The organism is Bradyrhizobium sp. CCBAU 51627 (assembly GCF_028128765.1).
Taxonomy (GTDB): domain Bacteria; phylum Pseudomonadota; class Alphaproteobacteria; order Rhizobiales; family Xanthobacteraceae; genus Bradyrhizobium.
This window is the reverse complement of sequence record NZ_LBJG01000022.1, coordinates 125,273-148,618: the sequence shown is the minus strand read 5'-3', so window position 1 is coordinate 148,618 and position 23,346 is coordinate 125,273. Positions and strand designations below refer to the sequence as shown.

Genomic DNA, 23,346 nt, shown 5'->3' with positions numbered 1-23,346 from the left:
CAAATCGATCTAGGATGGCTTGTCGATGTGAATCTCCAACGCCGGGAGGCCTCGATGGGAACAGCAAAATTCATCCTCGTGGGCGCTGCAGCCATCACCATGCTCGCATCCAGCGCCTTTGCTGACGACATGACCGGTATGGTCACCAGCATCAACAGGCTCAACAACACCATCTCAATCCAGGAGATCCAAAAAGGCACAGTGGGCAGCGGCACCGGTGGAGCAGCCGGCGCGCTCCAGCAGTACAAGGCCAAGGACGCCGCGATGCTGGATGCCGTTCATGCCGGCGACAGGGTGACCTACTCCGCGACCGACACCGACGGCACGGGCACGCTGACGAAGTTGCAGAAGCAGTAGGGCCGGGTCGATTCCTTCGACCCTTGCAATATTGCATCGAGATCGTCATTGTGAAGAGTTTGCCTACTGCTCGGGCCGCGGCTCCGGCTGCGCCTCCTCCGTGGGCAGCTTCGCGCGCTCCCAGCCGTCGGTCCCGTCAGGGTACCAGGCGACATTGGAATAGCCGTAAGTCAGCGCGCGCTTGGCAGCGTTCCAGGACATCCAGCAATCGGCGAGGCAATAGATCACGAGCAGCGCGGCTTTGTCGCCGTGCGAGGCGCGCGCGAGGCCGCGCTGGAGATAATCGTCCATCGCCGGCGGCAGCGCGCCGTAGCCGGTGTCCGGCAGCCAGATGCTCCCCGGAATGTTTTTCCGCGGCATGTCGCGCCAGACCGTGCCGGCTGGAAGGTTCTTCGGCTTCGGCGCACGCGGCAATACGTCGATGAAGGCGCCGCTCTTGCCGCGCCAGATCGTCTCGGCATCCGCCGTCGTGAGCACGCGCGCGCCTTCCAGCGTCGCCGGCACCGGCGCCCGGTAATTGTCGGTGCGATAGCCCTCCGGCTCGAACGGCTCCTGCTGCTGCGCCAAAGCGGGCGCCGCCAGTGCGGCGGCGACGAGCGCAGCGGCAAGTCTCATGGCGACTTCTTGGCCGTCTCCGCACCGAGCGGCCGGTCGTTTTCGTCGAGCAGCGGCACGCCGAAATCGAGCAGGATCTTGTTGATCTCGCCCTGGTTCTCCTGGATCAGCTTGTTGAGCTGCCGCTTCCAGTTCTGGTCGGCAGCGCGCACGCCCATGCCGATGCGATAGACCAGCTTGGGACCGGTCGTTTCCTTCACCAGCGGGGTCACGTGCAGCGAGCCGGCCTTCTTGGCGTAGTATCCCGCCATCGGTCCCCACAACACGCCAGCTTCGATCTTGCCCGCGGTGAGATCGTCGATCATCGCCTGCGCCGAATTGTCGTAGCGGGTGTCGATCATCAGTGGATAGGGTTTTGCGTCGCTCATCAGCCCCGCAATGGCCATATTGGTCGCCGGCGGCGTGCCGGCGATGATGCCGACGTGCTTGCCCTTCAATCTGGGATCCTCGAGCGTATCGACATCCTCAAGGCCGCTCCCGATCTTCGCGACCAGCGCGTAGGTCGTGCGGTAGTAGGGATTTGTACCCTGCACGAGCTCGTCGCCTTGCGGAAATCCCATGATGACGTCGCAACGATGGGCGCCCAGCGTCATGCGCACGAAGCCGGTGGCCTGCGGGAAGAACACGTAGTCGAGCTTCTTCTGGAGCTTCTCCGCGAACAGCTCGGCGAGCTTGTTCTCGATCCCCTCGCCCTTCTCGTTGGAGAACGGCATGTTGCGCGGGTCGGCGCAGACGCGCAACACCTTCGGATCGACCAGCTCGAACGAGAGGTCACCACCATCGGTCGTCTGCGCGCGGGCGACGTTGCCGATCGCACAGGACGCCACGATCAGACAAAGTGAAAATAACCAGCGACGATGTCGTCCGGCCTCCATCGCGCTTCCTCCTCGTTTCATTCGAATGCTATCCATACACCGCATGGACGCATCATGTTTTGCCAAGCTTTGCGTTGGCTTGTCGTGCTGCAGTGCAAAGCAGTGAACCCTGAACTGAGGCGAAAGAGTGTCTCATCTCGCGTCAAAGATCGCCGCCTTGACCCTGCTGGGCGTCATTACGGTAGCACGCGCAGGCCCGCCCGAATTGCCTGTGAGCGAAGTCGCGCCCGGAATCTTCGTGCACTCCGGGACCATCGCGCTGATGACGCGCCAGAATGAGGGCGACATCGCCAATGTCGGCTTCATCGTCGGCGAAGAGGCAGTGGCCGTGATCGATACTGGGGGCAGCCTTCGCGAGGGCGAGGAACTGCTGGCCGCAGTGCGGGCCCACACCAGCAAGCCGATTCGTTACGTCATCAACACCCACGGCCATCCCGACCATGTCTTCGGCAATGCCGCCTTTGTCGGAGCCGGAACCAGCTTCGTTGGCCACAGCAAGCTGCCGCAGGCGCTGGCGACGCGCGGGCCTTATTATCTCGACAATTTCCGGCGCATCATGGGCGCCGAATTGATCGATCCCGTGAAGATCGTGCCGCCCACCCTGCTCGTGAAAGACACGATGACGCTCGACCTCGGGTCCCGCCAACTCACTTTGCGGGCCTGGCCGCCCGCGCACAGCGACAGCGACCTGACGGTGTTCGACGAAACCACGAAGACGTTGTTCGCGGGCGACCTCGTCTTTCTCCGCCATATCCCGGTGATGGATGGCAGCATTCGCGGCTGGCTCACTTTGCTGAAGGAGCTGGAAGCCGTCCCGGCGGTCCGCGTCGTTCCCGGTCACGGTCCTGTGAGCGATTGGCCAGCGGCGCTGGCCGATGAGCGGCATTATCTTTCGACGCTGCTGTCGGACGTCCGCAACTCGAACAAGAAAGGCGAGCCGATCCGAACCGCCGCCGAAAAGGCTGCGGCGACCGAGCGATCGCACTGGGAACTGTTCGATGATTACAACGCCCGCAACGCAACCGCAGCATTTTCTGAAATTGAATGGGAGTAGCGGGCGCGCTACCTTAGTCAGGTAACTGCGTCGTCCGCCGAGCACCTTGACCATGACGGGATGCACACGCCGCCTGCCCCTGATCGCCGCCTTGCTCGGCATCGCCTTCGCGCTGCCTGCCAGCGCGGAAGAGGCCTACGATCCCTGGCCGGGTCTGGTGCAGGACATTTTCAGCAACCGTCCGATGAACGACGGCAACGGCGTCATCGCCATCGAGATGCCCTATCGCGCCGAGGATGCGGCCATCGTACCGGTGACCCTGCGCAGCAAGCTGTCGCCGGCAGATAGCCGCCGCATCCGATCGATCACGCTGGTGATCGATCGCAATCCGGCGCCGATGGCGGCGAAATTCGAGCTTGGCGCGGACGCCAACGTCACCGAGATTTCCACGCGCGTGCGCGTCAACAATTACACCGACGTCCATGCGGTCGCTGAGCTCAGCGACGGCCAGCTCTACGTCTCCAAGACCTACGTGAAGGCATCAGGCGGGTGCTCGGCACCGGCCGGCAAGAATGCCGAGGAGGCCAACAATCGCCTTGGCCAGATGCGCTATCGGCAATTCGCGCGCGAGGACGCGCCGGCAAGCCGCATCCGCGAGGCGCAGATCATGATCGGCCATCCCAACAATTCCGGCCTTCAGATGGACCAGGTCACGCAGCTCTATATTCCCGCCTTCTTCATCAACCAGCTGAAGCTGACGCAGGACGACAGCCCCGTGCTGTCGATGGAAGGCGGCATCTCGATCTCGGAAGATCCCAATCTGCGCTTCACCTATGTTTCCAATGGCGCCAAGCGCTTCCGTGCGGAAGCCAAGGACACGGAGGGGCACGTGTTCCGCCATGAGTGGGACGTGGAGAAGCCGGGGACGTGAGACGCTCTGTTTCCCTCTCCCCTTGTGGGAGAGGGTGGATCGCCGCGATAGCGGCGAGACGGTGAGGGGTATGTCTCAGCACACACTTCCCTCGCCGGAATTTGCCGACATAACCCCTCATCCGGCGCTTCGCGCCACCTTCTCCCACAAGGGGAGAAGGGATTGTACCTTCTATGCCGTAACAGCTAGAAACACCTCACCTCGGCCTCAGCCTGCGCCCGGCGCAAATCATTCACGGCCGCATTCGCCTGCTCCGACGTCCTGAACTGGGTGCCGAGATTGCCGCGGACCTGGGACATGCTGAGCGCCGTCTCGGCAGTGACATATCTTTCATAGGGCACGATCGAGGCGACCACGTCGATCGAACAGGAGCATTGCTCAATCGCCTGCCGCGTCTCGCCATTGGCCTTCATGCAGCCATAGACATATTCCGCGCGCGCTGATGTCGGATAGTCGTTTGCCTCCTCGGCCCACGCCGCGGTGACCGCCGCCGCGAGCACGACCCCGGCGGCGACAATCGGTCGTACCCGTCCCGCAAAACTCATGAGCGTCCTCCCGCTGGTTGCGATGGAAGCTATGCTATGCGTATTGTCCTGAAAAGCACTCCGTCAGAGGAAATGGCTCACAAGTGATGAGAGTTTTGGCACGGACATTGGCGCTCGCGATCGGGCTGGCGTGCGGCACGGCGGCCCAGGCTGCGGACACCATCCGTCTGGCCGTGCAGAAGACCGGAACGTTCTCCTGGGAACTGGCGACCATCCGGCAGGCCGGACTCGACAAGGAGGCCAACCTTTCGCTCGAGGTCACTGAGCTTGCGAGTCCCGAGGCCGGCAAGATCGCGCTCCGCGCCGGCAATGCCGACATTATGCTGTCGGACTGGCTCTGGGTGTCGCGCGAGCGCGCGCTGGGCGCCAAGCTGACCTTCTATCCCTATTCCAGCGCGCTCGGCGCCGTGATGGTGCCGGCAGCCTCGCCGATCAAGACGCTGGCCGATCTGAAGGGCCGCAAGCTTGCCGTCGGCGGCGGGCCGATCGACAAGAGCTGGCTGCTGCTGCAAGCGCGGATGAAACAGGATGGCATCGACCTGAAGACGGATGCGACCATCGTCTATGGCGCTCCGCCCCTGATCGCGGCCAAGGCGCTCGACGGCGAGATGGATGCAAGCCTCAATTTCTGGAATTTCTGTGCCCAGCTCGAGGCCAAGGGTTTCAGGCGCCTCGTCGGCATCGAGGAAATTCTGCCCAAGCTCGGCGCCAAGGGCGCGGTGTCCGCGGTCGGCTATGTCTTCGACGAGGGCTGGGCCGCGAGCCATCGCGACGCCGTGGCACGTTTCATCGCCATGACGCGCAAGGCCAAGCAACTGCTGGTCAGTTCGGATGCGGCCTGGGACAAGATCGCCGCACTCACCGGCGCGACCGATCCGGCCATGCTGAAGACCTATCGCGACCGTTATCGCGATGGTATTCCGCGCCGGAGCATCAGTGACGAAGAGGCCGATGCACGCGTGCTCTATCGCGTGCTCGCCGACATTGGCGGCCGGGACCTTGTCGGTCCGGCAGCCGAGCTCGATCCCGGCACGTTCTATCACGCAGGTTCCGGAGACTGAGGTGCTGCGGCTTCTCTCTTTCGCCCTGTTTCTCGCGATCTGGTGGACAGCCGCGCTGTTCGTCGGCGGCGCGAAGCTGCCGTCCCCGCCCGCGGTGCTCAATGTCATCATCGCTGAAGCCGCGAGCGGCGCGCTGTTCCTGCATCTCGGCGCAACGCTGGCGCGCGTCGCGCTCGCTTTCGTGCTGGCGATGTCGCTCGGCAGCGCCATCGGCTATCTGATGGGACGGGTCAAGCTCGCCGACCGGCTCGGCGATCCCTGGCTGATCCTGCTGCTCAACCTGCCGGCGCTGGTGGTGATCGTGCTGGCCTATATCTGGGCCGGGCTCACCGAGGCCGCCGCGATCGCGGCAATCGCCATCAACAAGTTGCCGACGGCGGTCGTCACCTTGCGCGAGGGCACGCGCGCGCTCGACCGCTCGCTGGACGAGATGGCGAGCGTGTTCGCGATGCCGCGCTGGCGCGCGTTCCGCCATGTCGTGCTGCCGCAGCTTGCGCCCTATATCGCGGCCTCCGCCCGCTCCGGCCTGTCGCTGGTGTGGAAGATCGTCCTGGTTGCCGAGTTGCTGGGACGTCCGAATGGGGTCGGTTTCGAGATCGGCGTCGCCTTCCAGCTGTTCGACACGCCGCGCCTGCTCGCTTATTCCCTGACATTCGCGGCGGTCGTGCTCGTGATCGAGACGGCGCTGGTGCAGCCGTTCGAGGCCCGCGCAACGCGGTGGCGGCCCCGTGCGGCTTGAGGTCGATATCACAGGCAAGACCTACAGCAGCGCTGCGGGCGGCACGCACGAGGTGCTGGCACCGGTCAGCTTCGCGCTGCAATCCGGCGAGGTCGGCGTGCTGATCGGGCCGTCCGGCTGCGGCAAGAGCACGATGCTGCGTATCATTCTCGGGCTCGATCGCGACTTCGACGGCCATGTCGCGCGCCCGCCGCAGGCGCGCATCGGCATGGTCTTTCAGGAGCCGCGACTATTGCCGTGGCGCTCGGTCGAGCAGAATGTGCGGTTAGCTGCGCCTGACGTCACCGACGCGAAGCTGTCGGAGCTGTTCAAAATCCTCGAGCTGGAAGCGCATCGCAGCCATTTTCCCGGCGAGTTGTCGCTGGGTCTCGCCCGCCGCGTCGCGCTCGCCCGCGCTTTCGCCGTCGAGCCGGATCTTTTGGTGCTTGACGAACCGCTCGCATCGCTCGATGACGCCCTCGCCGGACGCCTGCGCGACGAGATCGCGACGCTGGTTGCGAGCCGGCCGGTGATGACGCTTTTGGTGACACACAGCCTGGACGATGCAGTGCGGCTGGGCGATCGGCTGTTCTTCCTGTCGCCACGGCCAGCACGGATCGTGGCTGAGGTGCCGATCGACATCCCACGCGATACACGCGGCGAGGCCGAAATTGCCGCGATCAAGGCCAGCCTCGCCCAGCGAATTCAAGACGGCCGCGCCGAGCGCGATATCTCTTAGGCGCTCGCTCGGCGAACGTGCTAGAAAGGCCGGCGGCGGAGTTGATGATGACGCGGACGGTCGCCCTCGCAACGCTTGCAGCGCTTGGTCTTGCACTCGTCACGATGACGGCGGGCGCGCAGGACATGATGCGTGGCGTCGACCTGACCTCCCCCGCGATGGTCTCGGCCGAAATGACCAGGCCGGAGGTCGAGGCCGTGCTGGCCAAAGCGAGCGCTGCGCAGCCTGCCGATTTCACCGGCAAACGCCTCTCGGGCCTCGATCTCTCGGGACTCGACCTGTCCAACGCAGTTCTCCGCGCCGCGCGGCTCAACAAGACCAAGCTCCGAAACGCCAAGCTTGACCGTGCAATCCTCGATCAGGCGTGGCTGCTGGATGCGGATCTTACCGGCGCAAGCCTGAAGGGCGCCCATCTGTTCGCATCGCAAATGGCCCGCGCGCGTTTCGACGGCGCGAACCTGTCGGGGGCGCGCATCGCCGCCGATCTCACCGGCGCAAGCATGGTCGGCGCCTCGATCGCGGACGCCAATCTCGGCGCCGATATGCGCAACCAGTCGATGGGGCTGATGCGCGCGGTGCTGAGATCCGCCAATCTGGAGCGGCTGAACGCGCGCAACGCCGATTTGTCGCGCGCCGACCTCGAATTCGCGGTCCTCAGGGACGCCGACCTCAGCGGTGCATCACTGAAAGGCGCCGAGCTCGGCGGAGCCGATCTGACCGGCGCCATCGTCATCGGTGCCGATTTCGACGGCGCCGACCTCGTCTCAGCGAAGCTGATCGCACCGAACGGCCTTGACCGCGCCAAGAATCTCGACAAGGCAAAGAACCGCGAGCGCCTGATCAGGAAATGACGGCCCGCCTTTGGGAGGACTGGCTGATGCGTTGGATTGCAGCTTTGATCGCGTTGTTGACGCTTGCCGGCGAAGCCGCCGCGCAGACCAAGGGCAAGGGCATCCGGCTTTGGAATCTGACGAGCGAGACGATCTCCGGCTTCCAACTCGCCCCCTCAGGCAAGACCGATTGGGGCCCGAACCAGTGTCTGAACGACAAGGACAAGGAGGTCGACCATGACGAGCGGCTGCGCATCACAGGCGTCGAGCCCGGCCGCTACGACGCCAAGGTCAGCTATCCCAATTCACGGCAATGCGTCGTTCGCGACATCGAGATCAAGGCGGATGCGGTGTTTTCGATCGCCGACAAGGATCTGAAGGACTGCACCAAGTAGCGGCTTACGCCTTGTCATGCGTGTGCGGATACTCGCAGCGCCAGCGCACCGCCTGCCATTTCGGATGCTCGCCGACCCATTGCGCAATATAGGGCGGCGCGGCCATGGAGCACTGCGCCGGCGACCCGCCAAAGTTGAGCACCAGACGTTGTTCCTCGCAGGTCGCAGGCGAGAGCACCGCACAAACGGTCACCACCAGGTCGATCGGGTTCATGCCGAGAATCCTTCAGGGATCGCCAGGAAACTATCATATCGCCACGAAACTATCACAAGGAGCTACGCCTCAGGCCGCCGGAAGTTTCAAACAGGCGTGAGCCAAGCGGGCACGATCGCGGCGTCGCAGCCACGCACACCAACCATCGCAGACGTGGCGGAGGTGCAACCGGCGCCTTGCCGCCTGCCATTTTGGTCAATAAGCTGGTTCCGACAACTGCTAACAGGCTGATGACTCTTACGGAAACCTCCCGGCGCGGCGTAGCGACCGCAGTCTGCGTGCTGGTGCTCGTCGCCGGCACCTGTGCCGTCACGGGCTCTGTCCAGCGAGCTGCTGCAGAGACACAGCCGGACAAACCGAATTCGGGCCGCACTGAGCCTTCCCGCACCGCAAACAGCGACCAGCCGGTGGTCAAGCTGACGCCGAGCCAGCAGGCTCAGGTCGGGCTCGAAACCGCAGCTCTGCAAGCGGCTCCCCATCCCGAGCAATTCCGCGCCTATGGCGCCGTGCTCGATATCTCGCGCATTACGGAGCTGGCCAACAGCTACGCCAATGCGCAAGCCCAACTCCAGACAGCGCAGGCCAAGCTCGAAGTCGCAAAGAGCGCATACGACCGGACCAAAAATCTCGTCGACTCCGCCGCCCTCCCAAAGAAGGAAGCCGAGACCGCAGAGGGAACATGGCGGGTCGACAAGGCGGCGCTGACCGCGGCGGAATCACAGCTCAGGACGCTGGCGGCAACTGCACAGCAGGAATGGGGGCCGGTCATCGGCCGGGGAATCGTCGAGCGTTCGCCGGCCGTCGTCAGGCTGATCGAACGTGATGAGTTTCTGGTGCAGGTGACGCTGCCGCCCGGCACGACCGTCACCGGCACTCCGGGAACGGCGCTGGCGCAGGCGCCGACGCGGAATGCGAATATCGATCTGCAGTACATCTCTCCGGCAACGCGCACCGACCCTCGCATTCAGGGATTGAGCTATTTCTTCTCCGTGCCGGGCGGCAGCGGCCTGCTGCCCGGCATGAACACCACGGTCTATGTGCCGTCGGGCAACACCTATGATGGCGTGTTCATCGAGGACACCGCCATCGTGCGATGGCAGGGCCGGTCGTGGGTCTACCTGCGTGTAAGCTCCGACAGCTTCCGACGGCATCCGATCAGCACGGACCAGCCGGTCTCCGATGACGATTACGTCGTCCGGGACATCCCATCCGGGTCCGAAATCGTCATGCGGGGCGCGCAGGTCCTGTTGTCCGAGGAGGCCAAGAGCGAGCTTCGGGGCGGCGATGACGATTGATGGCACCGGCTCCGGCAAGTCAGGGCCGCAAGCCGCTCTCGTCGACTTCGCCATCCGCTTCCGTGGCATCGTGATCGCGCTTTCGTTTGCGCTGCTGGGCTACGGCCTGTCCGCCCTTGGTGAAGCCAAGTACGGCGTCTTCCCCGAATTCGCGCCACCGCAGGTCACGATCCAGACCGAAGCGCCGGGCCTCAGCCCCGAGCATGTCGAGATCCTGGTCACGCAACCGATCGAAACGTCGATCAACGGCCTGGCCGGGGTCGAGAGTCTGCGCTCGTCGTCGATCCAGGGGCTCTCGGTCGTGACCGTCATCTTCCAGCCGCGCAGCGATATCTATCGGGCGCGCCAGTTGGTGACCGAACGTCTCGCGGTCGTGGCCGCGCGGCTGCCGCAAGGCGTTCAGCCACCGTCGATGACGCCGTTAACTCCGCTGGCCGGCACGGTGCTGGTCATCGGCTTGACGTCCGACCAGCGTTCGCTGATGGATTTGCGCACGATTGCGGACTGGACCGTGGCGCGACGGCTCCTGGCCGTGCAGGGCGTGGCACAGGTTTCGACTTACGGCAAGGACGTCAGGTCTCTGCAAGTGCAGGTCCGCCCCGACGATCTGATCCGCTTCCGCGTCGGCCTGAACGACGTTTTGGCCGCCGCGCGCAAAGCCACCGGCGTGCGCGGTGCCGGCTTCATCGACACCGCCAATCAGCGCATCACGCTGCAAACCCAGGGACAGTCGCTGACGCCCGACCAGCTGGCCCGCACCGTGCTTCTGCACGAAGGCAGTGCAAGCGTGGTTCTCGGCGACGTCGCGACCGTCGTGACGGCTCCCGAGCAGCCGATCGGAGCCGCCCTCATCGACGGCGTGCCTGGCATCATGCTCATGGTCAGCCAGCAATATGGCGCGAATACACGGGATGTCACCACGCGCACGGAAGCCGCACTGCAGGAGCTGCGACCCGGCCTCGAAGCCGACGGCGTCAAGCTTCATGCGGACATATTTCGTCCGGCCAATTTCATCGATGCGGCGACCGAGAACGTCCTCAACGCCCTGTTGATCGGCGGAGCTCTCGTGGTCGTCGTTCTCTTCTTGTTTCTGTTCGACTGGCGCACGTCCATCATCAGCTGCATCGCGATCCCCCTGTCGTTGATTGCTGCCGTGCTCGCATTGCAATGGATGGGGGAAACTCTCAACACGATGACTTTGGGCGGCCTCGCAATCGCGATCGGCGAAGTTGTCGATGACGCCGTGATCGGGGTCGAGAACGTGGTACGCCGGTTGCGCGAAAATCGCCGGGCAACGGTACCGAGAGCCGAAGCCCGCGTCGTGCTCGACGCTTTCCTCGAGGTACGCACGGCGGTCGCCTACGCGACGTTTGCGGTGTTGCTGGTGTTCTTTCCGGTCCTGACGCTTTCCGGCATTGCCGGCCGTCTGTTCGGCCCGCTGGGCATCGCCTACATCTTCGCGGTGATCGCATCGCTCGCGGTCGCTCTCACGGTGACGCCGGCGCTCTCCATGCTGCTTCTCGTCGGAAGAAGCGGCGGACAGCGCCTGCATGAACCGCCGGCGGTGCGTTGGTCCCGTCGCTACTACCAGGCCCTGCTGCGCCGCATCGGCCGCTTCCCGAACCTGGTGATGACGACAGCCGCAGCCGTCACGATCGCCGGCCTCGCAATGCTGCCTTTCTTTGGCGGGACCTTCCTCCCCGACCTCAGGGAAGGCCATTTGATTCTGCACGTCTCGGCAATCCCCGGCACCTCGCTCGACGAATCTCTTCGCATCGGCAAACTGATGACGGACGCGCTCCGACAGATCCCGGGTGTCCGCACGGTGGCGCAGCATGCGGGCCGGGCCGAGGCCGGCATCGACACGGTCGGTCCGCATTCCAGCGAATTCGAGGTCGATTTGGCGCCTGATCTCTCGGGTCAGGCCCAATCCGAAGCCGAAGCGCGCATCAGGGACGCCCTCGCCGACTTCCCCGGGGTTTCCTTCTCCAGCAAGACCTACCTCACCGAGCGCGTGGAGGAGACCGTCTCCGGCTTTACCGCGGCCGTGGTCATCAACATCTATGGCTCTGATCTCGACTCGCTCGACCGCGCTGCGCGCGACGTCGCGCGCGAGCTCGACGAAGTCGGGGGTGCCGCCGACGTGCAGCGACGCTCACCGCCCGGCATGCCGCAGGTCAATGTGACGCTTCGGCCGACCGATCTGCAGCGGTGGGGCCTCGATGCGGTCGAGGTGCTCGAGCTGGTGCGCACCGCCTATCAGGGCGATATCGTCGGCCAGGGGTATGAAGGCAATGCCGTCTTCAACATCATCGTCATCCTCGATGCGCCCGCCCGCGCCCGGCTCACCCAGATCGGCGACCTGCCGGTGCGCACGCCGAGCGGCGCCTACATCCTGCTGAAGCAGATCGCTGACGTCTATGAAACGTCGGGCCGCTACCAGATCCAGCACCAGAATGCGCAGCGCGTTCAAACCGTAACGGCGAATGTCAGCGGACGCGATCTCGAATCCTTCGTGGCCGCCGCCAAACGTAAGCTTGCCCGCGAAGTCAAACTCCCATCCGGCGCTCACATCGAATTCGCCGGGGCGGCCGAGGCTCAAGCCCGGTCGCGGCGCGATCTCATCGTCAATTCCCTGCTGGCCGGGACGGGCATCGTCGTTCTGCTTGGGATGGTGACGGGTCATTGGCGAAATCTGCTGCTGGTGATGATCAACCTGCCGTTTGCATTGGTCGGTGGCGTGCTCGCGCTCGCGTTGACGGGGGGCCTGCTTTCGCTCGGATCGATGGTCGGCTTCGTCACGCTGCTCGGAATCACGCTGCGGAATTCGATCCTCATGATTTCGCACTACGAGCACCTCGTCCTCGTCGATGGTCGTGTATGGGGACCCGAAACTGCGATCGAGGGCGCGGCGGATCGACTTGTCCCGATCCTGATGACGTCTCTCGTGACTGGCCTGGGATTGCTGCCGCTGGCCATAGGCGCAGGAGAGCCAGGCCGTGAAATCGAGGGTCCGATGGCGATCGTGATCCTCGGGGGTCTCATGACCTCGATGGCACTTAGTCTGCTGGTCTTGCCGACCCTTGCGCTTCGTTACGCGCGGTTCAAGGTCCGTGCCGAATGAACGCAAATCTGCCTTGCGGCCTGAACCAGATAGGTAACGAAACGGCAGCAAACGCCGGGCGGGCGGCGGACGAGGCACAAGCCGACAATTGAGATTTCGCGCGCGTTGCTCGTTTGATGTCGGTCGAGCATCGGGAGAGTAAGCATCGGGAGAGTAAACGACGTTGAACGCCGAAACACTGCCACGGCTTCGACAGCGTCCGCCATCGAAACCGTGGCAGGTCGTCAGTCTTACTTGCGCGCAGCGCAGGCGTACATGTTGATTTCCATGCCGACCGGCACTTCCACGATCTTCGGAGCTTTCCAGGCCATTCGGGTCTCCCCAAGTATTTGAGCCAAGTATGAGCGCGACATCGCGCGGGGCAAAACCTAGGGCTGCGCCCCGCGCAGTTCAAGCTTCGATTCCAACGCCGAGCGACTCTGTGCCGATTCTTCGCGCCTGCATTTCGCTCTCGGACAAAGCTACTTCTCTCTTGATCAAACGCCGCGTGTAACGAGCGCCTTGCGCGACGCCGCGAACCTCTCGATCGGCGTTACGCTTTGCCGTCAGCAGCCCTTGTCGGCCGTCATCGCATTCGGCTTGGCACCTTGGGCACGCTGAGCCGCCGTCGGCTGACCTTGCATCTGACGCTGCGCGTCCTCGGACGAGGTCGGTGTTTCGCCGCTCGCGCGATTCATCGTACTGGTCGGCGGATGCTGGCTGGTATTGCTCGCCGAGTCGGATGGATGGGACTGCGCCGAGCCCACCGTGACAGGACCAGAACCAGCGTCCTTGTCGCTGGCGGTGCCACCGGTGTTGCAGGGGCCCGCCATTGCCATGCCCGCGCTCAGCGTCAGGGCTGTGCACGCAAGAAGAATGGATCGCTTCGTATTCATCTGCTTCGTCTCCTCAATCCTTTCCGCCGCGGGTTCCCGACGCCGGGCGGGACGTTGAGGAGAACAGGTCGAATCGGCCGATGTTCCGAATTTCAGGGCAGAATTGAGCCCCGCTTATCGCAGCAGCCGCAGCAGTGCGCGGCCAGCGCGCGATTTCAGTTCCTTCGCGTCCAGCGTTCCATCCTTGTCGGGATCGGCTGCGTTGAAGCGCTGCTCCACCACGGCAAGATACTCTTCAAGCGTCAAGGTCCCATCATGATCGGGATCCGCGGCCGCGAGTTCCTTTGCGGTTAGACGTCCGCGCAATTCGCGCACGTCGAGCGTCCCGTCATGGTCTGGATCGAGCTTTGCGAACAGCGCGGCTGCGGCCTTCTTCACCTCGGCGAGATCGAGCGTGCCGTCATTGTCCGTGTCGAACATCTTGACGGCGCCGCCGGATGCCGACCAAGCCGGCCCCGCCAGCAGTGCAATCGTGAGTGCAAGCGCAACTGACCGACGCGACATCATTTGAGACCTCCCTGACCAACAGCTCCGATTCGATCGGAGCTCGAGAACTACATAAATGCACAAGCCTGCTCCGGTTCAAGGCCGGAATTGCAACCTGCACGCCGCACAACTCACGGAACTCCACGGCCCCGATTGCAACGCCCACGCCGACACAACTTCGCGCCGCGGAATTATTTCAGCGTCTGCGCACAAGTTAAGGACTCGATCGTCAGGTTTCCCCGAGGTGACCGGCATCCGGCATCCAACATATCGGCAAGCCACTTTCGACTTTCGTATTGACGCGTTTTGGTTTCCGACGGAGTGTTGCAATCGCAGCGTCAAGAGGCGCGCATATTGGGAGGAACGGATGAAACGTTTTGCGATGGCCGCGAGCCTCGTCATATCCGCATGCTCGGTTGCGAGCGCACAAACGACCGATCAACTGGTCAAAGGCGCAACCGATACGTCGAACGTTCTCAACTACGGAATGGGCTACAATCTCCAGCGCTTCTCGACGCTGAACCAGATCAACAAGGACACCGTCAAGAACCTCGTCCCGGTCTGGAACTACTCCTTCAACGACGATCGCAGCGAGGAATCGCAGCCGCTGGTGTATCAGGGCGTGATTTACGTGACCTCGCACAACGCGACCATGGCGGTCGACGCCAAGACCGGCAAGCAAATCTGGAAATCCAAGATCGAATATCCCGCCGAGACGCCCCGCATCGTCTGCTGCGGCATCATCAACCGCGGCGCCGCGCTCTATGAAGGCAAGCTGTTCCGCACCACGCTCGATGCCAACGTGATTGCACTCGACGCCAAGGACGGCAAGGAGCTGTGGCGGCAGAAGGCAGCCGACATCAAGGAAGGCTATTCGATGACGGTGGCCCCGCTGGTCGCAGACGGCGTCGTCATCACCGGCATCTCCGGCGCCGAGTTCGGCACCCGGGGCTTCATCGACGGTTGGGACCCGGCGACTGGCAAGCATCTCTGGCGCACGCATTCGATCCCCTCGCCGGACGAGCCCGGCGGCGACACCTGGAAGGGCGACACCTGGAAGCTCGGCGGCGGCTCGACCTGGATCACAGGATCCTACGATCCGGAGCTGAATACGATCTATTGGGGCATCGGCAATCCGGGCCCATTCAATTCGGCGGTGCGGCCGGGTGACAACCTCTACACCTGCTCGGTATTGGCCATGGATCCCAAGACCGGCAAGATCAAGTGGCACTACCAATTCTCGCCGAACAATCCGTTCGACTATGACTCAGTGGCCGAGATGGTCCTCGCCGACATGAACGTCGAGGGCAAGCCGACCAAGGTGCTGATGGACGCCAACCGCAACGGCTTCTTCTACGTGCTCGATCGCACCAACGGAAAGCTGCTCGCAGCCAATCCCTACGTGAAGGTGAATTGGGCGACAGGCGTCGACATGAAGACGGGCCGCCCGATCGAGACCGACGTCGCCAAGGATGCGCGCGAGGGCAAGAAGGTCACGGTCTATCCGTCGATCCTCGGCGGCAAGAACTGGGAGCCCATGTCGTTCAATCCGCAGACCGGATTGGCCTACGCCAACACGCTCGCCTTCGGCGGCAGGTACAAGACGGAGCCGGCCACCTTCAAACAGGGTGAATGGTATCTCGGCATGGACCTGACCGATCCCTGGGAATGGGGTGACGGACCGCGCGGTCACCTCAAGGCCATCGATCCGATGACCGGCAAGGCGAAGTGGGAGGCAGCGAGCGACATTCCGCGCTTCTCCGGCGTGCTCTCGACCGCAGGCGGGGTCGTGTTCACCGGCGCGTTGACCGGCGAGTTCGAGGCCTTCGACGCCGACAGCGGCAAGAAGCTGTGGCAGTTCCAGACCGGCTCCGGCATCGAGGGGCAGCCTGTGACCTGGCAGCAGGACGGCGTGCAGTACGTCGCCGTCACGAGCGGCTATGGCGGCGTCTACTCGCTGTTCTCCGGCGACGAGCGGCTGGCCAAGGTGCCGCCCGGCGGCTCCCTTTGGGTCTTTGCGGTGAAGCAGTAACGGCAAGAGACGTTGAGGGACATATCACACAGGACGGTGGCGATCGTCGCCACCGTCGCGGCGCTGACGGTCGCGCTTGCGGCGACCGTTCGTGCTGCGGACGATTCGAACGGCAATCCGCTGCAGGCGCAGATCGACCACGGCAAGTCGACCTATGCCGAAAGATGCTCGCACTGCCACGGCCCCAACATGATGAATTCCGGCACCATCACGCCGGACCTGCGCACCTTTCCCGACGACAAGACGCGCTTCGTCACCACCGTGAAGAACGGCAAGAATAACAGGATGCCGCCCTGGGGTGACATCCTGAGCGACGACGACATCGGCAATCTCTGGGCCTTCATCTCGAGCCGGAGGAAGCCATGAGGCGGCGGCTTGCGGCGCTTGCGCTCTTGATGATGCTCGCAGCTCCGGCGACGGCGGCGTGGGCGGCAGATCCCCTCAGCATCTGCCTCGACGAGGACCGCCCGCCGCTCTCGGCGCATCACAAGGGCAGGCCGGATTCGGGCTTCGATGTGCTGCTGGCGCAGGCGATCGCCGACCGGATGGGACGACCGCTCAAGATCCAGTGGTTCGAGAGCAAGCTGGACGAAGATTCGAGCCCGCAGCTCGAGGCCAATGCATTGCTCTCCGACGGACGCTGCTCGCTGATCGGCGGCTACGCGCTGACGGCGGATTCGCTCGCCAAGCCCGGCGTGAAGACGGCGCGCCTGCCGGATTTCACCGGGGCCACGCGCGACGACCGGCGCCGACGCGTTGCGCTCGGCGAACTCGCGCCGACCAGGCCTTACGTCTATGCGCCGATGACGGTCGTGCTCGGGCCGAAGGCACGCGGCCGCAAGATCGGGGACATCGGCGATCTTGCCGGGCTTCGCCTCGCAGTCGAGAGCGGCTCATTGGGTGACGCGATCCTGATGAGCTTCGACAAGGGACGGCTGATCGACAACATCACCCATCTGGTCCCCGGCCGCCACGACCTCCTGGGTGCACTGGATCGTGGCGACTACGACGCCACCTTGATCGATCTCGCCCGCTTTGACGCCCATCGTGCCGCGCATCCGGATACGGCGATCGCCGCCTCCGGCTATTATTATCCAATCGGCGCCAATCGCGGCTATGTCGGACTTGCCAGCGACGCCCCCCTGGTCGACGCCGTCAGCAAGGCCCTGACGGATCTTGCCGCGCAGGGCAAGATCGCCGAATTCGGCAAGCAGGCGGGCCTGACCTACCTGCCGCCGCACGAGCCTGCAATCCTTGGCGACGTGTGGACCAAGATCATTCAGCGGTGAGCCCTGGCCGTGGAGGGGACGCTCTGGCGGCAGCGAGACGAGCCGGCGGCCGGCGCGCGCCTAGTTCTCGTCCGCCGCCACGGCGCCCTGCTGCGCCTTGTGGATGGAGGACGGCACCACGCCGAAATATTTCCGGAATACGCGGCTGAAATGCGATGAGCTCGAGAAGCCCCAAGAGAAGGCCACATCGGTAATGGTCTTGCCGGCGTGAGCCTCAAGCTCCTGGCGGCAGTTCTGGAGGCGCGCCTGCCAGATGTAATCGCTCACCGTCGTGCCGCGCTCGGAGAACAACATGTGCAGATAGCGCTTGGAGCAGCCGAGCTCGGCCGAGATCTGGTCGATGCACAAATCGGGATCGCGCAGATGTTCACGGATGAAAAATTGGGCACGAACATACATCGCTTCGGGCCCGACCCGATCGAACATCGTGTCGGCCTCGCGCAACGGCAGCAACAACAAGTCGATCAGGGAATCGGCAACACCGACCGCACTGTTGGCCGAGAGCTTCGCTGCTTCGTCAAACGTGGCATGGACGAAATCGTGAGCGATCCGCCCCGTCCCAGTCTTCGCCGACAGCTTGCAGGCCGGCATGCGCTGCGACGGGAAGCCGCGATCGCGCAGCAGCGCTTTCGGCACGATCACCACGTCGTGGCGCGTGAAGGCGGGACTGACGATCAAATGCGGACATGAGACATCGTAGGCAAGGATATCGCCGGGGTTCAGCTCGATATGGCGGCCTTCCTGTTCGAAATAGGACACGCCGTAGGTCTGGAAGTGGATCTTGATGTAGGGGTGTTCGTTTGACTTGGCACGCGCCAGCGTATGCGCGATGCGATGCTGGCTCACCTCGATCTGGCAAAGCTTCAGACGCGAGACCGTAGTGTAGTCGATGCGCCCTTCAAGCGAGGACGCTTCCAGCGGATCGACATCGAAGTGACCACACAGACTCGTGAGCCCGTCGATCCAGCTCTGGATCTGGCGCTTCGGCGTCAGTCCGGTCGTCGAGAGCGTATGAATTGTGTCGGACATTAATCCAGCCACTGGTGTGTCCCCGGATTCGACGCGAATCGCGACCAGTGCCTGCTGGAGCCCTCAGCCGTGATTGCGTGGCGTTTACCTCAAATTCGGGCGGTCTTTGAGAACGAGCGTCATCACTCCGTTGCCACCCTTGAAGTTCAATCCTCCGCCTTAGTTGCACCGCCGTCAAGGGGAACCTGAGCGTCGAACGCCGCACTGCGCCAGCGCCGAAGCCGCTGAATTCGCTACTGCAAAATCAAAAACTTCGCATCCGTGCGCTATCGAGCAAACCAGCTTCTCTCTTGGGCAAGTTTCCCGTTGACGAAGTCGTTAGGAATTGCGGCAGGAAACAAAAAACGGGCCGCTCCTGCACGCGGACCTGTAGCTCTCATCAGGAGGAGGAAACAGCACAGCATCGTTTCTGGTCCCAATCGTGACCGCCCTGCACGAGCAGACGCCGGACGAGAAGCCCGGTGACTACGCAATGCTTCGGAAACAATAAACGAGACCAACGGAGGAAATAACTATGCGCAAGGTGCTACTGGCGACTTTCCTTGGCTCCGCGGCGGCTCTTGCCGTCGGGACCGCGTCAGCCAATGACGAGCTGAACAAGATGTCGCAGAACCCGAAAGACTGGGTGATGCCAACCGGCGACTATTCCAATCATCGCTATTCCAAGCTGAACCAGATCAACGCGCAAAACGTCGGCAAGCTGCAGGTCGCCTGGACCTTCTCGACCGGCGTGCTGCGCGGCCACGAGGGCGGCCCCCTGATCATCGGCAATACGATGTACGTCCACACGCCGTTCCCGAACAAGGTCTACGCCATTGACCTTTCCAACGAGAACAAGATCATCTGGAAGTACGAGCCGAAGCAGGATCCGAACGTCATCCCGGTGATGTGCTGCGACACGGTTAACCGTGGCCTCGCCTACGGCGACGGCAAGATCTTCCTGCATCAGGCTGACACGACCCTCGTCGCGCTCGACGCCAAGACCGGTCAGGTTGCATGGACCGCGAAGAACGGCGATCCCAGCAAGGGCGAGACCGGCACCTCGGCCCCTATGGTCGTCAAGGACAAGGTGCTGATCGGCATCTCCGGTGGTGAGTTCGGTGTCCAGGCTCACATGAGCGCCTATGATATCAAGACCGGCAAGCTGGCCTGGCGCGGCTATTCGGAAGGTCCTGATGACCAACTCCTGGTCGACGACAAGACCACCGCGCTCGGCAAGCCGATCGGCAAGGATTCGAGCCTCAAGACCTGGCAGGGCGATCAGTGGAAGATCGGCGGCGGCGCCACTTGGGGCTGGATCTCCTACGATCCCGAGCTGAACCTGATCTACTACGGATCGGGCAACCCCTCGACCTGGAATCCGAAGCAGCGTCCCGGCGACAACAAATGGTCGATGACGATCTGGGCGCGTAATCCGGACACCGGTGTCGCCAAGTGGGTCTATCAGATGACGCCCCATGACGAATGGGACTATGACGGCGTCAACGAGATGATCCTGTCCGACCAGTCGATCAACGGCCAGCCGCGCAAGCTGCTGACGCATTTCGATCGTAACGGCCTCGGCTATACGCTCGATCGCGCCACGGGCGAGCTGCTGGTCGCTCAGAAATATGACCCGAAGGTGAACTGGACCTCCGGCGTCGACATGGACAAGAACTCCCCCACCTATGGCCGCCCGAAGGTGCTCGACGCAGCTTCGACGGACAAGGCCGGCGAAGATCACAACGTGAAGGGCATCTGCCCGGCCGCGCTCGGCACCAAGGACGAGCAGCCGGCGGCCTACTCGCCGGACACGCAATTGTTCTACGTTCCGACCAACCACGTCTGCATGGACTACGAACCGTTCAAGGTGAGCTACACCGCGGGCCAGCCCTATGTGGGCGCGACGCTCTCGATGTATCCGCCGCAGGGCGATACCAACATGGGTAACTTCATCGCCTGGGACGGCAAGACCGGCAAGATCGTCTGGTCGAACAAGGAGCAGTTCTCGGTCTGGTCGGGCGCGCTCGCAACCGCCGGCGGCGTGGTGTTCTACGGCACGCTCGAAGGCTACCTGAAGGCGGTCGATGCCAAGACCGGCAAGGAGCTCTACAAGTTCAAGACTCCCTCCGGCATCATCGGCAACGTCACCACCTACGAGAACAACGGCAAGCAGTATGTTGCCGTGCTCTCCGGCGTGGGCGGCTGGGCCGGCATCGGTCTGGCAGCGGGCCTGACCGATCCGACCGCTGGCCTCGGCGCTGTTGGTGGCTACGCCGCGCTCAGCAACTACACGGCACTCGGCGGCACGCTGACCGTGTTCTCGCTGCCGTCGAACTAACTCTAACCGTATCGCTCCGGCGCGTGGATCAAACTCCACGCGCCGGCTCGTCTCCACCGAACGCCTCTGAGGAACACCTCTTGCGTAAAATATGCTCTGTCATTGCTGCGATGATCTTCGTTGCGTCCGGAGGAATTGCTGTCGCGGACGGCTCGGGCGACCCCACCGCCGTCAAGCAGAACGAAACTGGTGAATGGCTCGATAAGGAGGGTAATCCGACCTACAAGATCACCGATGGATCGGTGGACTGGTACACCTATTCCGGATACCGCCGCTACCACTCGGATTGCCACGTCTGCCATGGCCCCGACGGCATGGGTTCGACCTATGCGCCGGCGTTGAAGGATTCGCTCAAGACCATGAGCTATTCCGATTTCCTCGGCGTCGTCGCCTCCGGCCGCAAGAACGTCTCGACCGCGCAGGAGAACGTGATGCCAGCGTTCGGCGATAATCCGAACGTCGCCTGTTACATGGACGATCTCTACGTCTACCTGCGCGCCCGCTCCAACGAGGCCTGGGGCCGTGCCCGTCCGAGCAAGCATGAGGACAAGAACGACGCTTACACCAAGAACGAAGACTCGTGCATGGGCAAGAAATGAACGTTTGCAGCCCGGCTGAGACTCAACTCTTGGCATCCTGCGAGAATTTGAGGAGTTACCGATGAAGACACGTGCCGCTGTCGCTTTCGAAGCCAAGAAGCCGCTCGAAATCGTCGAGGTCGATCTGGAGGGGCCGAAGGCCGGCGAAGTGCTGGTCGAAATCAAGGCAACAGGCATCTGCCACACAGACGCCTACACGCTCGACGGTTTCGACAGCGAAGGAATCTTCCCGTCGATCCTTGGCCATGAGGGCGCGGGCATCATTCGCGAGATTGGCGCGGGCGTGACGTCCGTGAAACCGGGCGATCACGTTATTCCGCTCTACACGCCGGAATGCCGGCAGTGCAAAAGCTGCCTGAGCCAGAAGACCAACCTCTGCACCGCGATCCGCGCGACGCAGGGCAAGGGCGTCATGCCTGACGGCACCAGCCGCTTCTCCTACAAGGGCAAGCCGATCTACCATTATATGGGCTGCTCGACCTTCTCGAACTTCACCGTGCTGCCCGAGATTGCGGTGGCGAAGATCCGCGAGGACGCGCCCTTCGACAAGAGCTGCTATATCGGCTGCGGCGTCACCACTGGCGTCGGCGCCGTCGTCAACACCGCGAAGGTCACGCCGGGCTCCAACGTGGTCGTGTTCGGGCTCGGTGGCATCGGGCTGAATGTCATCCAGGGCGCCAAGATGGCCGGCGCCGACAAGATCATTGGCGTCGACATCAACGACTCCAAGGAGGAGTGGGGCCGCCGGTTCGGCATGACCGACTTCGTCAACCCCAAGAAGATCACCGGGGACATCGTGCCGCATCTCGTCAGCCTGACCGATGGTGGCGCCGACTACACGTTCGACTGCACCGGCAACACCACGGTGATGCGCCAGGCGCTGGAAGCCTGCCATCGCGGCTGGGGCACCTCGATCATCATCGGCGTCGCCGAAGCCGGCAAGGAAATCGCCACCCGTCCGTTCCAGCTCGTGACCGGTCGCAACTGGCGCGGCACCGCCTTCGGCGGCGCCCGCGGTCGCACCGACGTACCGAAGATCGTCGACTGGTACATGAACGGAAAGATCCAGATCGACCCGATGATCACCCACACGCTCAAGCTCGAAGACATCAACAAGGGCTTCGATCTGATGCATGAGGGCAAATCGATTCGTTCAGTCGTCGTGTTCTAGCTCAAGCGTCACACCCAAGGAGGATCGACCCATGACTGTTGCACTCCATCCCTCGATCGACAACGGCCTCAAACAGGGCAGCGGGCACTTTGCCGGCGGCACCCTCGTCTGCAAATGCAAGGACCACCAGGTCAAGGTCGGCATCAAGGGCGACGTTGCGCACAACCACGCCTGCGGCTGCACCAAGTGCTGGAAACCGGAGGGCGCGACCTTCTCGGTCGTTGCGGTGGTGCCGCGCCAGAACCTCACCGTGCTCGAGAACGGCGACAAGCTCCAGATCGTCGATCCTTCCGCGGTGATCCAGCGGCACGCCTGCAAGGCCTGCGGCACCCACATGTTCGGTCGCATCGAGAACAAGAACCATCCGTTCTACGGTCTCGATTTCATCCATCCGGAGCTGTTCCAGGAGCAGGGCTCGCAGGCGCCGCAATTCGCCGCCTTCGTCTCCTCGGTGATCGAATCGGGCGTGAAGCCAGAGCAGATGGCCGGCATCCGGGCGCGCCTGAAGGAAATTGGGCTCGAGCCCTATGACTGCCTGTCACCGGCGCTGATGGACGCGATCGCGACCCACGTGGCGAAAGCCAAGGCCGCCTGAGCAAGGCCGTTCGCCATCGCCCGTCCGCCCGCCGGTGATCCGCGAGCGGACGGGTGCCGTTATCGAATGATCGCGGCGAGTTTGCCGCCTGTGCACATTGCGTATGCGAGCGCGTTCCGCTCCCTCAGTCCTGGTCTCTGAATGGCTGCGCGGTGCCGCCCTCTTCCTGCTTGAAGTAGGCGCGCCCTGCGATTCTCCCTCCCTCGACTGAGGACTACTGCTTCGTCCGCGCAGTCCCTCTGGCGGACGAAGCTTTT

The 23,346-nt window shown here is 63.3% G+C and carries 25 protein-coding genes; 17 read left to right on the top strand and 8 right to left on the bottom strand.

Features of this window, described 5'->3' with window-relative positions; genetic code table 11:
• Window positions 1-54 precede the first annotated feature (54 nt).
• Entirely contained in the window at window positions 55-357 is a 303-nt protein-coding gene (locus XH88_RS11670; RefSeq protein WP_271615501.1) for a copper-binding protein, read from the top strand.
• A gap of 63 nt (window positions 358-420) precedes the next feature.
• Here XH88_RS11670 and XH88_RS11665 read toward each other — a convergent pair whose 3' ends face one another.
• Window positions 421-972, bottom strand: coding sequence for a PQQ-dependent catabolism-associated CXXCW motif protein (locus XH88_RS11665; RefSeq protein ID WP_271615500.1), 552 nt, complete (start codon window positions 970-972; stop codon window positions 421-423).
• Entirely contained in the window at window positions 969-1,847 is an 879-nt protein-coding gene (locus tag XH88_RS11660; RefSeq protein ID WP_333909246.1) for a substrate-binding domain-containing protein, read from the bottom strand. The genes XH88_RS11665 and XH88_RS11660 overlap by 4 nt, the downstream gene beginning before the upstream one ends.
• Before the next feature lie 262 nt (window positions 1,848-2,109).
• Here XH88_RS11660 and XH88_RS11655 point away from each other — a divergent pair, with 262 nt between their 5' ends.
• Window positions 2,110-2,901: a quinoprotein relay system zinc metallohydrolase 2 gene (locus XH88_RS11655; protein ID WP_442868437.1), complete on the top strand. Its 792-nt coding sequence runs from the start codon at window positions 2,110-2,112 to the stop codon at window positions 2,899-2,901.
• 52 nt (window positions 2,902-2,953) lie between these two features.
• Entirely contained in the window at window positions 2,954-3,772 is an 819-nt protein-coding gene (locus tag XH88_RS11650) for a quinoprotein dehydrogenase-associated SoxYZ-like carrier (protein ID WP_271615497.1), read from the top strand.
• Window positions 3,773-3,957: 185 nt separating this feature from the next.
• Here XH88_RS11650 and XH88_RS11645 read toward each other — a convergent pair whose 3' ends face one another.
• Entirely contained in the window at window positions 3,958-4,317 is a 360-nt protein-coding gene (locus XH88_RS11645; protein ID WP_271615496.1) for a hypothetical protein, read from the bottom strand.
• Window positions 4,318-4,403: 86 nt separating this feature from the next.
• Here XH88_RS11645 and XH88_RS11640 point away from each other — a divergent pair, with 86 nt between their 5' ends.
• From XH88_RS11640 to XH88_RS11620, 5 genes are read left to right on the top strand one after another with little or no spacing between them, the layout of a single operon-like run.
• On the top strand, window positions 4,404-5,378 hold the full coding sequence (locus XH88_RS11640; RefSeq protein WP_271615536.1) for an ABC transporter substrate-binding protein: 975 nt from the start codon (window positions 4,404-4,406) through the stop codon (window positions 5,376-5,378).
• Between the two features lies 1 nt (window position 5,379).
• On the top strand, window positions 5,380-6,117 hold the full coding sequence (locus XH88_RS11635; RefSeq protein WP_271615495.1) for an ABC transporter permease: 738 nt from the start codon (window positions 5,380-5,382) through the stop codon (window positions 6,115-6,117).
• A complete protein-coding gene (locus tag XH88_RS11630; protein WP_271615494.1) occupies window positions 6,107-6,835 on the top strand; it encodes an ABC transporter ATP-binding protein in 729 nt (242 codons plus the stop codon). Before XH88_RS11635 ends, XH88_RS11630 begins: the two co-directional genes overlap by 11 nt.
• Before the next feature lie 47 nt (window positions 6,836-6,882).
• Complete coding sequence (locus XH88_RS11625; RefSeq protein WP_271615493.1) at window positions 6,883-7,686, top strand: pentapeptide repeat-containing protein; 804 nt, start codon at window positions 6,883-6,885, stop codon at window positions 7,684-7,686.
• 26 nt (window positions 7,687-7,712) lie between these two features.
• Window positions 7,713-8,060: a hypothetical protein gene (locus XH88_RS11620; RefSeq protein ID WP_271615492.1), complete on the top strand. Its 348-nt coding sequence runs from the start codon at window positions 7,713-7,715 to the stop codon at window positions 8,058-8,060.
• Window positions 8,061-8,064: 4 nt separating this feature from the next.
• Here the strand turns inward: XH88_RS11620 and XH88_RS11615 are convergent, their stop codons facing one another.
• Window positions 8,065-8,274 (bottom strand): hypothetical protein, encoded by a 210-nt coding sequence (locus XH88_RS11615; protein ID WP_271615491.1) that lies wholly within the window; start codon window positions 8,272-8,274, stop codon window positions 8,065-8,067.
• Window positions 8,275-8,504: 230 nt separating this feature from the next.
• On the opposite strand from XH88_RS11615, the gene XH88_RS11610 reads away from it, so the two are divergent.
• Together XH88_RS11610 and XH88_RS11605 are read left to right on the top strand one after the other, a co-directional pair.
• A complete protein-coding gene (locus tag XH88_RS11610; protein WP_271615490.1) occupies window positions 8,505-9,569 on the top strand; it encodes an efflux RND transporter periplasmic adaptor subunit in 1,065 nt (354 codons plus the stop codon).
• Entirely contained in the window at window positions 9,559-12,693 is a 3,135-nt protein-coding gene (locus XH88_RS11605; protein WP_271615489.1) for an efflux RND transporter permease subunit, read from the top strand. The genes XH88_RS11610 and XH88_RS11605 overlap by 11 nt, the downstream gene beginning before the upstream one ends.
• A gap of 230 nt (window positions 12,694-12,923) precedes the next feature.
• Here XH88_RS11605 and pqqA read toward each other — a convergent pair whose 3' ends face one another.
• The 3 genes from pqqA to XH88_RS11590 form a co-directional block, all read right to left on the bottom strand.
• Window positions 12,924-13,004 carry a pyrroloquinoline quinone precursor peptide PqqA gene (pqqA, locus tag XH88_RS11600; RefSeq protein ID WP_012029362.1) on the bottom strand — a complete coding sequence of 27 codons (81 nt, stop codon included), beginning with the start codon at window positions 13,002-13,004 and terminating at the stop codon, window positions 12,924-12,926.
• A gap of 234 nt (window positions 13,005-13,238) precedes the next feature.
• On the bottom strand, window positions 13,239-13,568 hold the full coding sequence (locus XH88_RS11595; protein ID WP_271615488.1) for a hypothetical protein: 330 nt from the start codon (window positions 13,566-13,568) through the stop codon (window positions 13,239-13,241).
• Between the two features lie 114 nt (window positions 13,569-13,682).
• A complete protein-coding gene (locus tag XH88_RS11590) occupies window positions 13,683-14,075 on the bottom strand; it encodes an EF-hand domain-containing protein (RefSeq protein ID WP_271615487.1) in 393 nt (130 codons plus the stop codon).
• 346 nt (window positions 14,076-14,421) lie between these two features.
• On the opposite strand from XH88_RS11590, the gene XH88_RS11585 reads away from it, so the two are divergent.
• The 3 genes from XH88_RS11585 to XH88_RS11575 are packed head-to-tail and all read left to right on the top strand — an operon-like array spanning window position 14,422 to window position 17,375.
• The gene (locus XH88_RS11585; protein WP_271615486.1) at window positions 14,422-16,086 is read left to right on the top strand and encodes a methanol/ethanol family PQQ-dependent dehydrogenase; all 1,665 of its coding nucleotides are present in this window, start codon (window positions 14,422-14,424) and stop codon (window positions 16,084-16,086) included.
• A gap of 12 nt (window positions 16,087-16,098) precedes the next feature.
• Complete coding sequence (locus XH88_RS11580; RefSeq protein WP_271615485.1) at window positions 16,099-16,452, top strand: c-type cytochrome; 354 nt, start codon at window positions 16,099-16,101, stop codon at window positions 16,450-16,452.
• Window positions 16,449-17,375: a substrate-binding periplasmic protein gene (locus XH88_RS11575; RefSeq protein ID WP_271615484.1), complete on the top strand. Its 927-nt coding sequence runs from the start codon at window positions 16,449-16,451 to the stop codon at window positions 17,373-17,375. The genes XH88_RS11580 and XH88_RS11575 overlap by 4 nt, the downstream gene beginning before the upstream one ends.
• A gap of 60 nt (window positions 17,376-17,435) precedes the next feature.
• Here the strand turns inward: XH88_RS11575 and XH88_RS11570 are convergent, their stop codons facing one another.
• Entirely contained in the window at window positions 17,436-18,404 is a 969-nt protein-coding gene (locus XH88_RS11570) for a helix-turn-helix domain-containing protein (protein ID WP_271615483.1), read from the bottom strand.
• 514 nt (window positions 18,405-18,918) lie between these two features.
• Between XH88_RS11570 and xoxF5 the strand changes: the two genes are divergently transcribed.
• From xoxF5 to gfa, 4 genes are all read left to right on the top strand, one after another.
• The gene (xoxF5, locus tag XH88_RS11565; RefSeq protein WP_271615482.1) at window positions 18,919-20,724 is read left to right on the top strand and encodes a lanthanide-dependent methanol dehydrogenase XoxF5; all 1,806 of its coding nucleotides are present in this window, start codon (window positions 18,919-18,921) and stop codon (window positions 20,722-20,724) included.
• 110 nt (window positions 20,725-20,834) lie between these two features.
• Window positions 20,835-21,323 (top strand): c-type cytochrome, methanol metabolism-related, encoded by a 489-nt coding sequence (locus tag XH88_RS11560; RefSeq protein ID WP_271615535.1) that lies wholly within the window; start codon window positions 20,835-20,837, stop codon window positions 21,321-21,323.
• 61 nt (window positions 21,324-21,384) lie between these two features.
• Window positions 21,385-22,494 (top strand): S-(hydroxymethyl)glutathione dehydrogenase/class III alcohol dehydrogenase, encoded by a 1,110-nt coding sequence (locus XH88_RS11555; RefSeq protein WP_271615481.1) that lies wholly within the window; start codon window positions 21,385-21,387, stop codon window positions 22,492-22,494.
• Window positions 22,495-22,525: 31 nt separating this feature from the next.
• Window positions 22,526-23,089 (top strand): S-(hydroxymethyl)glutathione synthase, encoded by a 564-nt coding sequence (gene gfa, locus XH88_RS11550; RefSeq protein ID WP_271615480.1) that lies wholly within the window; start codon window positions 22,526-22,528, stop codon window positions 23,087-23,089.
• The last annotated feature ends 257 nt before the right edge of the window (window positions 23,090-23,346 follow it).

Bases quoted from the DNA above. Each gene is read 5' to 3' on its own strand.
- XH88_RS11585 (WP_271615486.1), top strand. From the start codon at position 14,422: ATGAAACGTTTTGCGATGGCCGCGAGCCTCGTCATATCCGCATGCTCG.
- XH88_RS11555 (WP_271615481.1), top strand. From the start codon at position 21,385: ATGAAGACACGTGCCGCTGTCGCTTTCGAAGCCAAGAAGCCGCTCGAA.
- XH88_RS11645 (WP_271615496.1), bottom strand. From the start codon at position 4,317: ATGAGTTTTGCGGGACGGGTACGACCGATTGTCGCCGCCGGGGTCGTG.
- XH88_RS11575 (WP_271615484.1), top strand. From the start codon at position 16,449: ATGAGGCGGCGGCTTGCGGCGCTTGCGCTCTTGATGATGCTCGCAGCT.
- XH88_RS11570 (WP_271615483.1), bottom strand. From the start codon at position 18,404: ATGTCCGACACAATTCATACGCTCTCGACGACCGGACTGACGCCGAAG.
- XH88_RS11590 (WP_271615487.1), bottom strand. From the start codon at position 14,075: ATGATGTCGCGTCGGTCAGTTGCGCTTGCACTCACGATTGCACTGCTG.
- XH88_RS11660 (WP_333909246.1), bottom strand. From the start codon at position 1,847: ATGGAGGCCGGACGACATCGTCGCTGGTTATTTTCACTTTGTCTGATC.
- xoxF5 (WP_271615482.1), top strand. From the start codon at position 18,919: ATGCGCAAGGTGCTACTGGCGACTTTCCTTGGCTCCGCGGCGGCTCTT.
- XH88_RS11625 (WP_271615493.1), top strand. From the start codon at position 6,883: ATGACGCGGACGGTCGCCCTCGCAACGCTTGCAGCGCTTGGTCTTGCA.
- XH88_RS11670 (WP_271615501.1), top strand. From the start codon at position 55: ATGGGAACAGCAAAATTCATCCTCGTGGGCGCTGCAGCCATCACCATG.
- XH88_RS11595 (WP_271615488.1), bottom strand. From the start codon at position 13,568: ATGAATACGAAGCGATCCATTCTTCTTGCGTGCACAGCCCTGACGCTG.
- XH88_RS11560 (WP_271615535.1), top strand. From the start codon at position 20,835: ATGATCTTCGTTGCGTCCGGAGGAATTGCTGTCGCGGACGGCTCGGGC.
- pqqA (WP_012029362.1), bottom strand. From the start codon at position 13,004: ATGGCCTGGAAAGCTCCGAAGATCGTGGAAGTGCCGGTCGGCATGGAA.
- XH88_RS11615 (WP_271615491.1), bottom strand. From the start codon at position 8,274: ATGAACCCGATCGACCTGGTGGTGACCGTTTGTGCGGTGCTCTCGCCT.
- XH88_RS11665 (WP_271615500.1), bottom strand. From the start codon at position 972: ATGAGACTTGCCGCTGCGCTCGTCGCCGCCGCACTGGCGGCGCCCGCT.
- XH88_RS11605 (WP_271615489.1), top strand. From the start codon at position 9,559: ATGACGATTGATGGCACCGGCTCCGGCAAGTCAGGGCCGCAAGCCGCT.
- XH88_RS11610 (WP_271615490.1), top strand. From the start codon at position 8,505: ATGACTCTTACGGAAACCTCCCGGCGCGGCGTAGCGACCGCAGTCTGC.
- XH88_RS11655 (WP_442868437.1), top strand. From the start codon at position 2,110: ATGACGCGCCAGAATGAGGGCGACATCGCCAATGTCGGCTTCATCGTC.
- gfa (WP_271615480.1), top strand. From the start codon at position 22,526: ATGACTGTTGCACTCCATCCCTCGATCGACAACGGCCTCAAACAGGGC.
- XH88_RS11620 (WP_271615492.1), top strand. From the start codon at position 7,713: ATGCGTTGGATTGCAGCTTTGATCGCGTTGTTGACGCTTGCCGGCGAA.
- XH88_RS11640 (WP_271615536.1), top strand. From the start codon at position 4,404: ATGAGAGTTTTGGCACGGACATTGGCGCTCGCGATCGGGCTGGCGTGC.
- XH88_RS11650 (WP_271615497.1), top strand. From the start codon at position 2,954: ATGACGGGATGCACACGCCGCCTGCCCCTGATCGCCGCCTTGCTCGGC.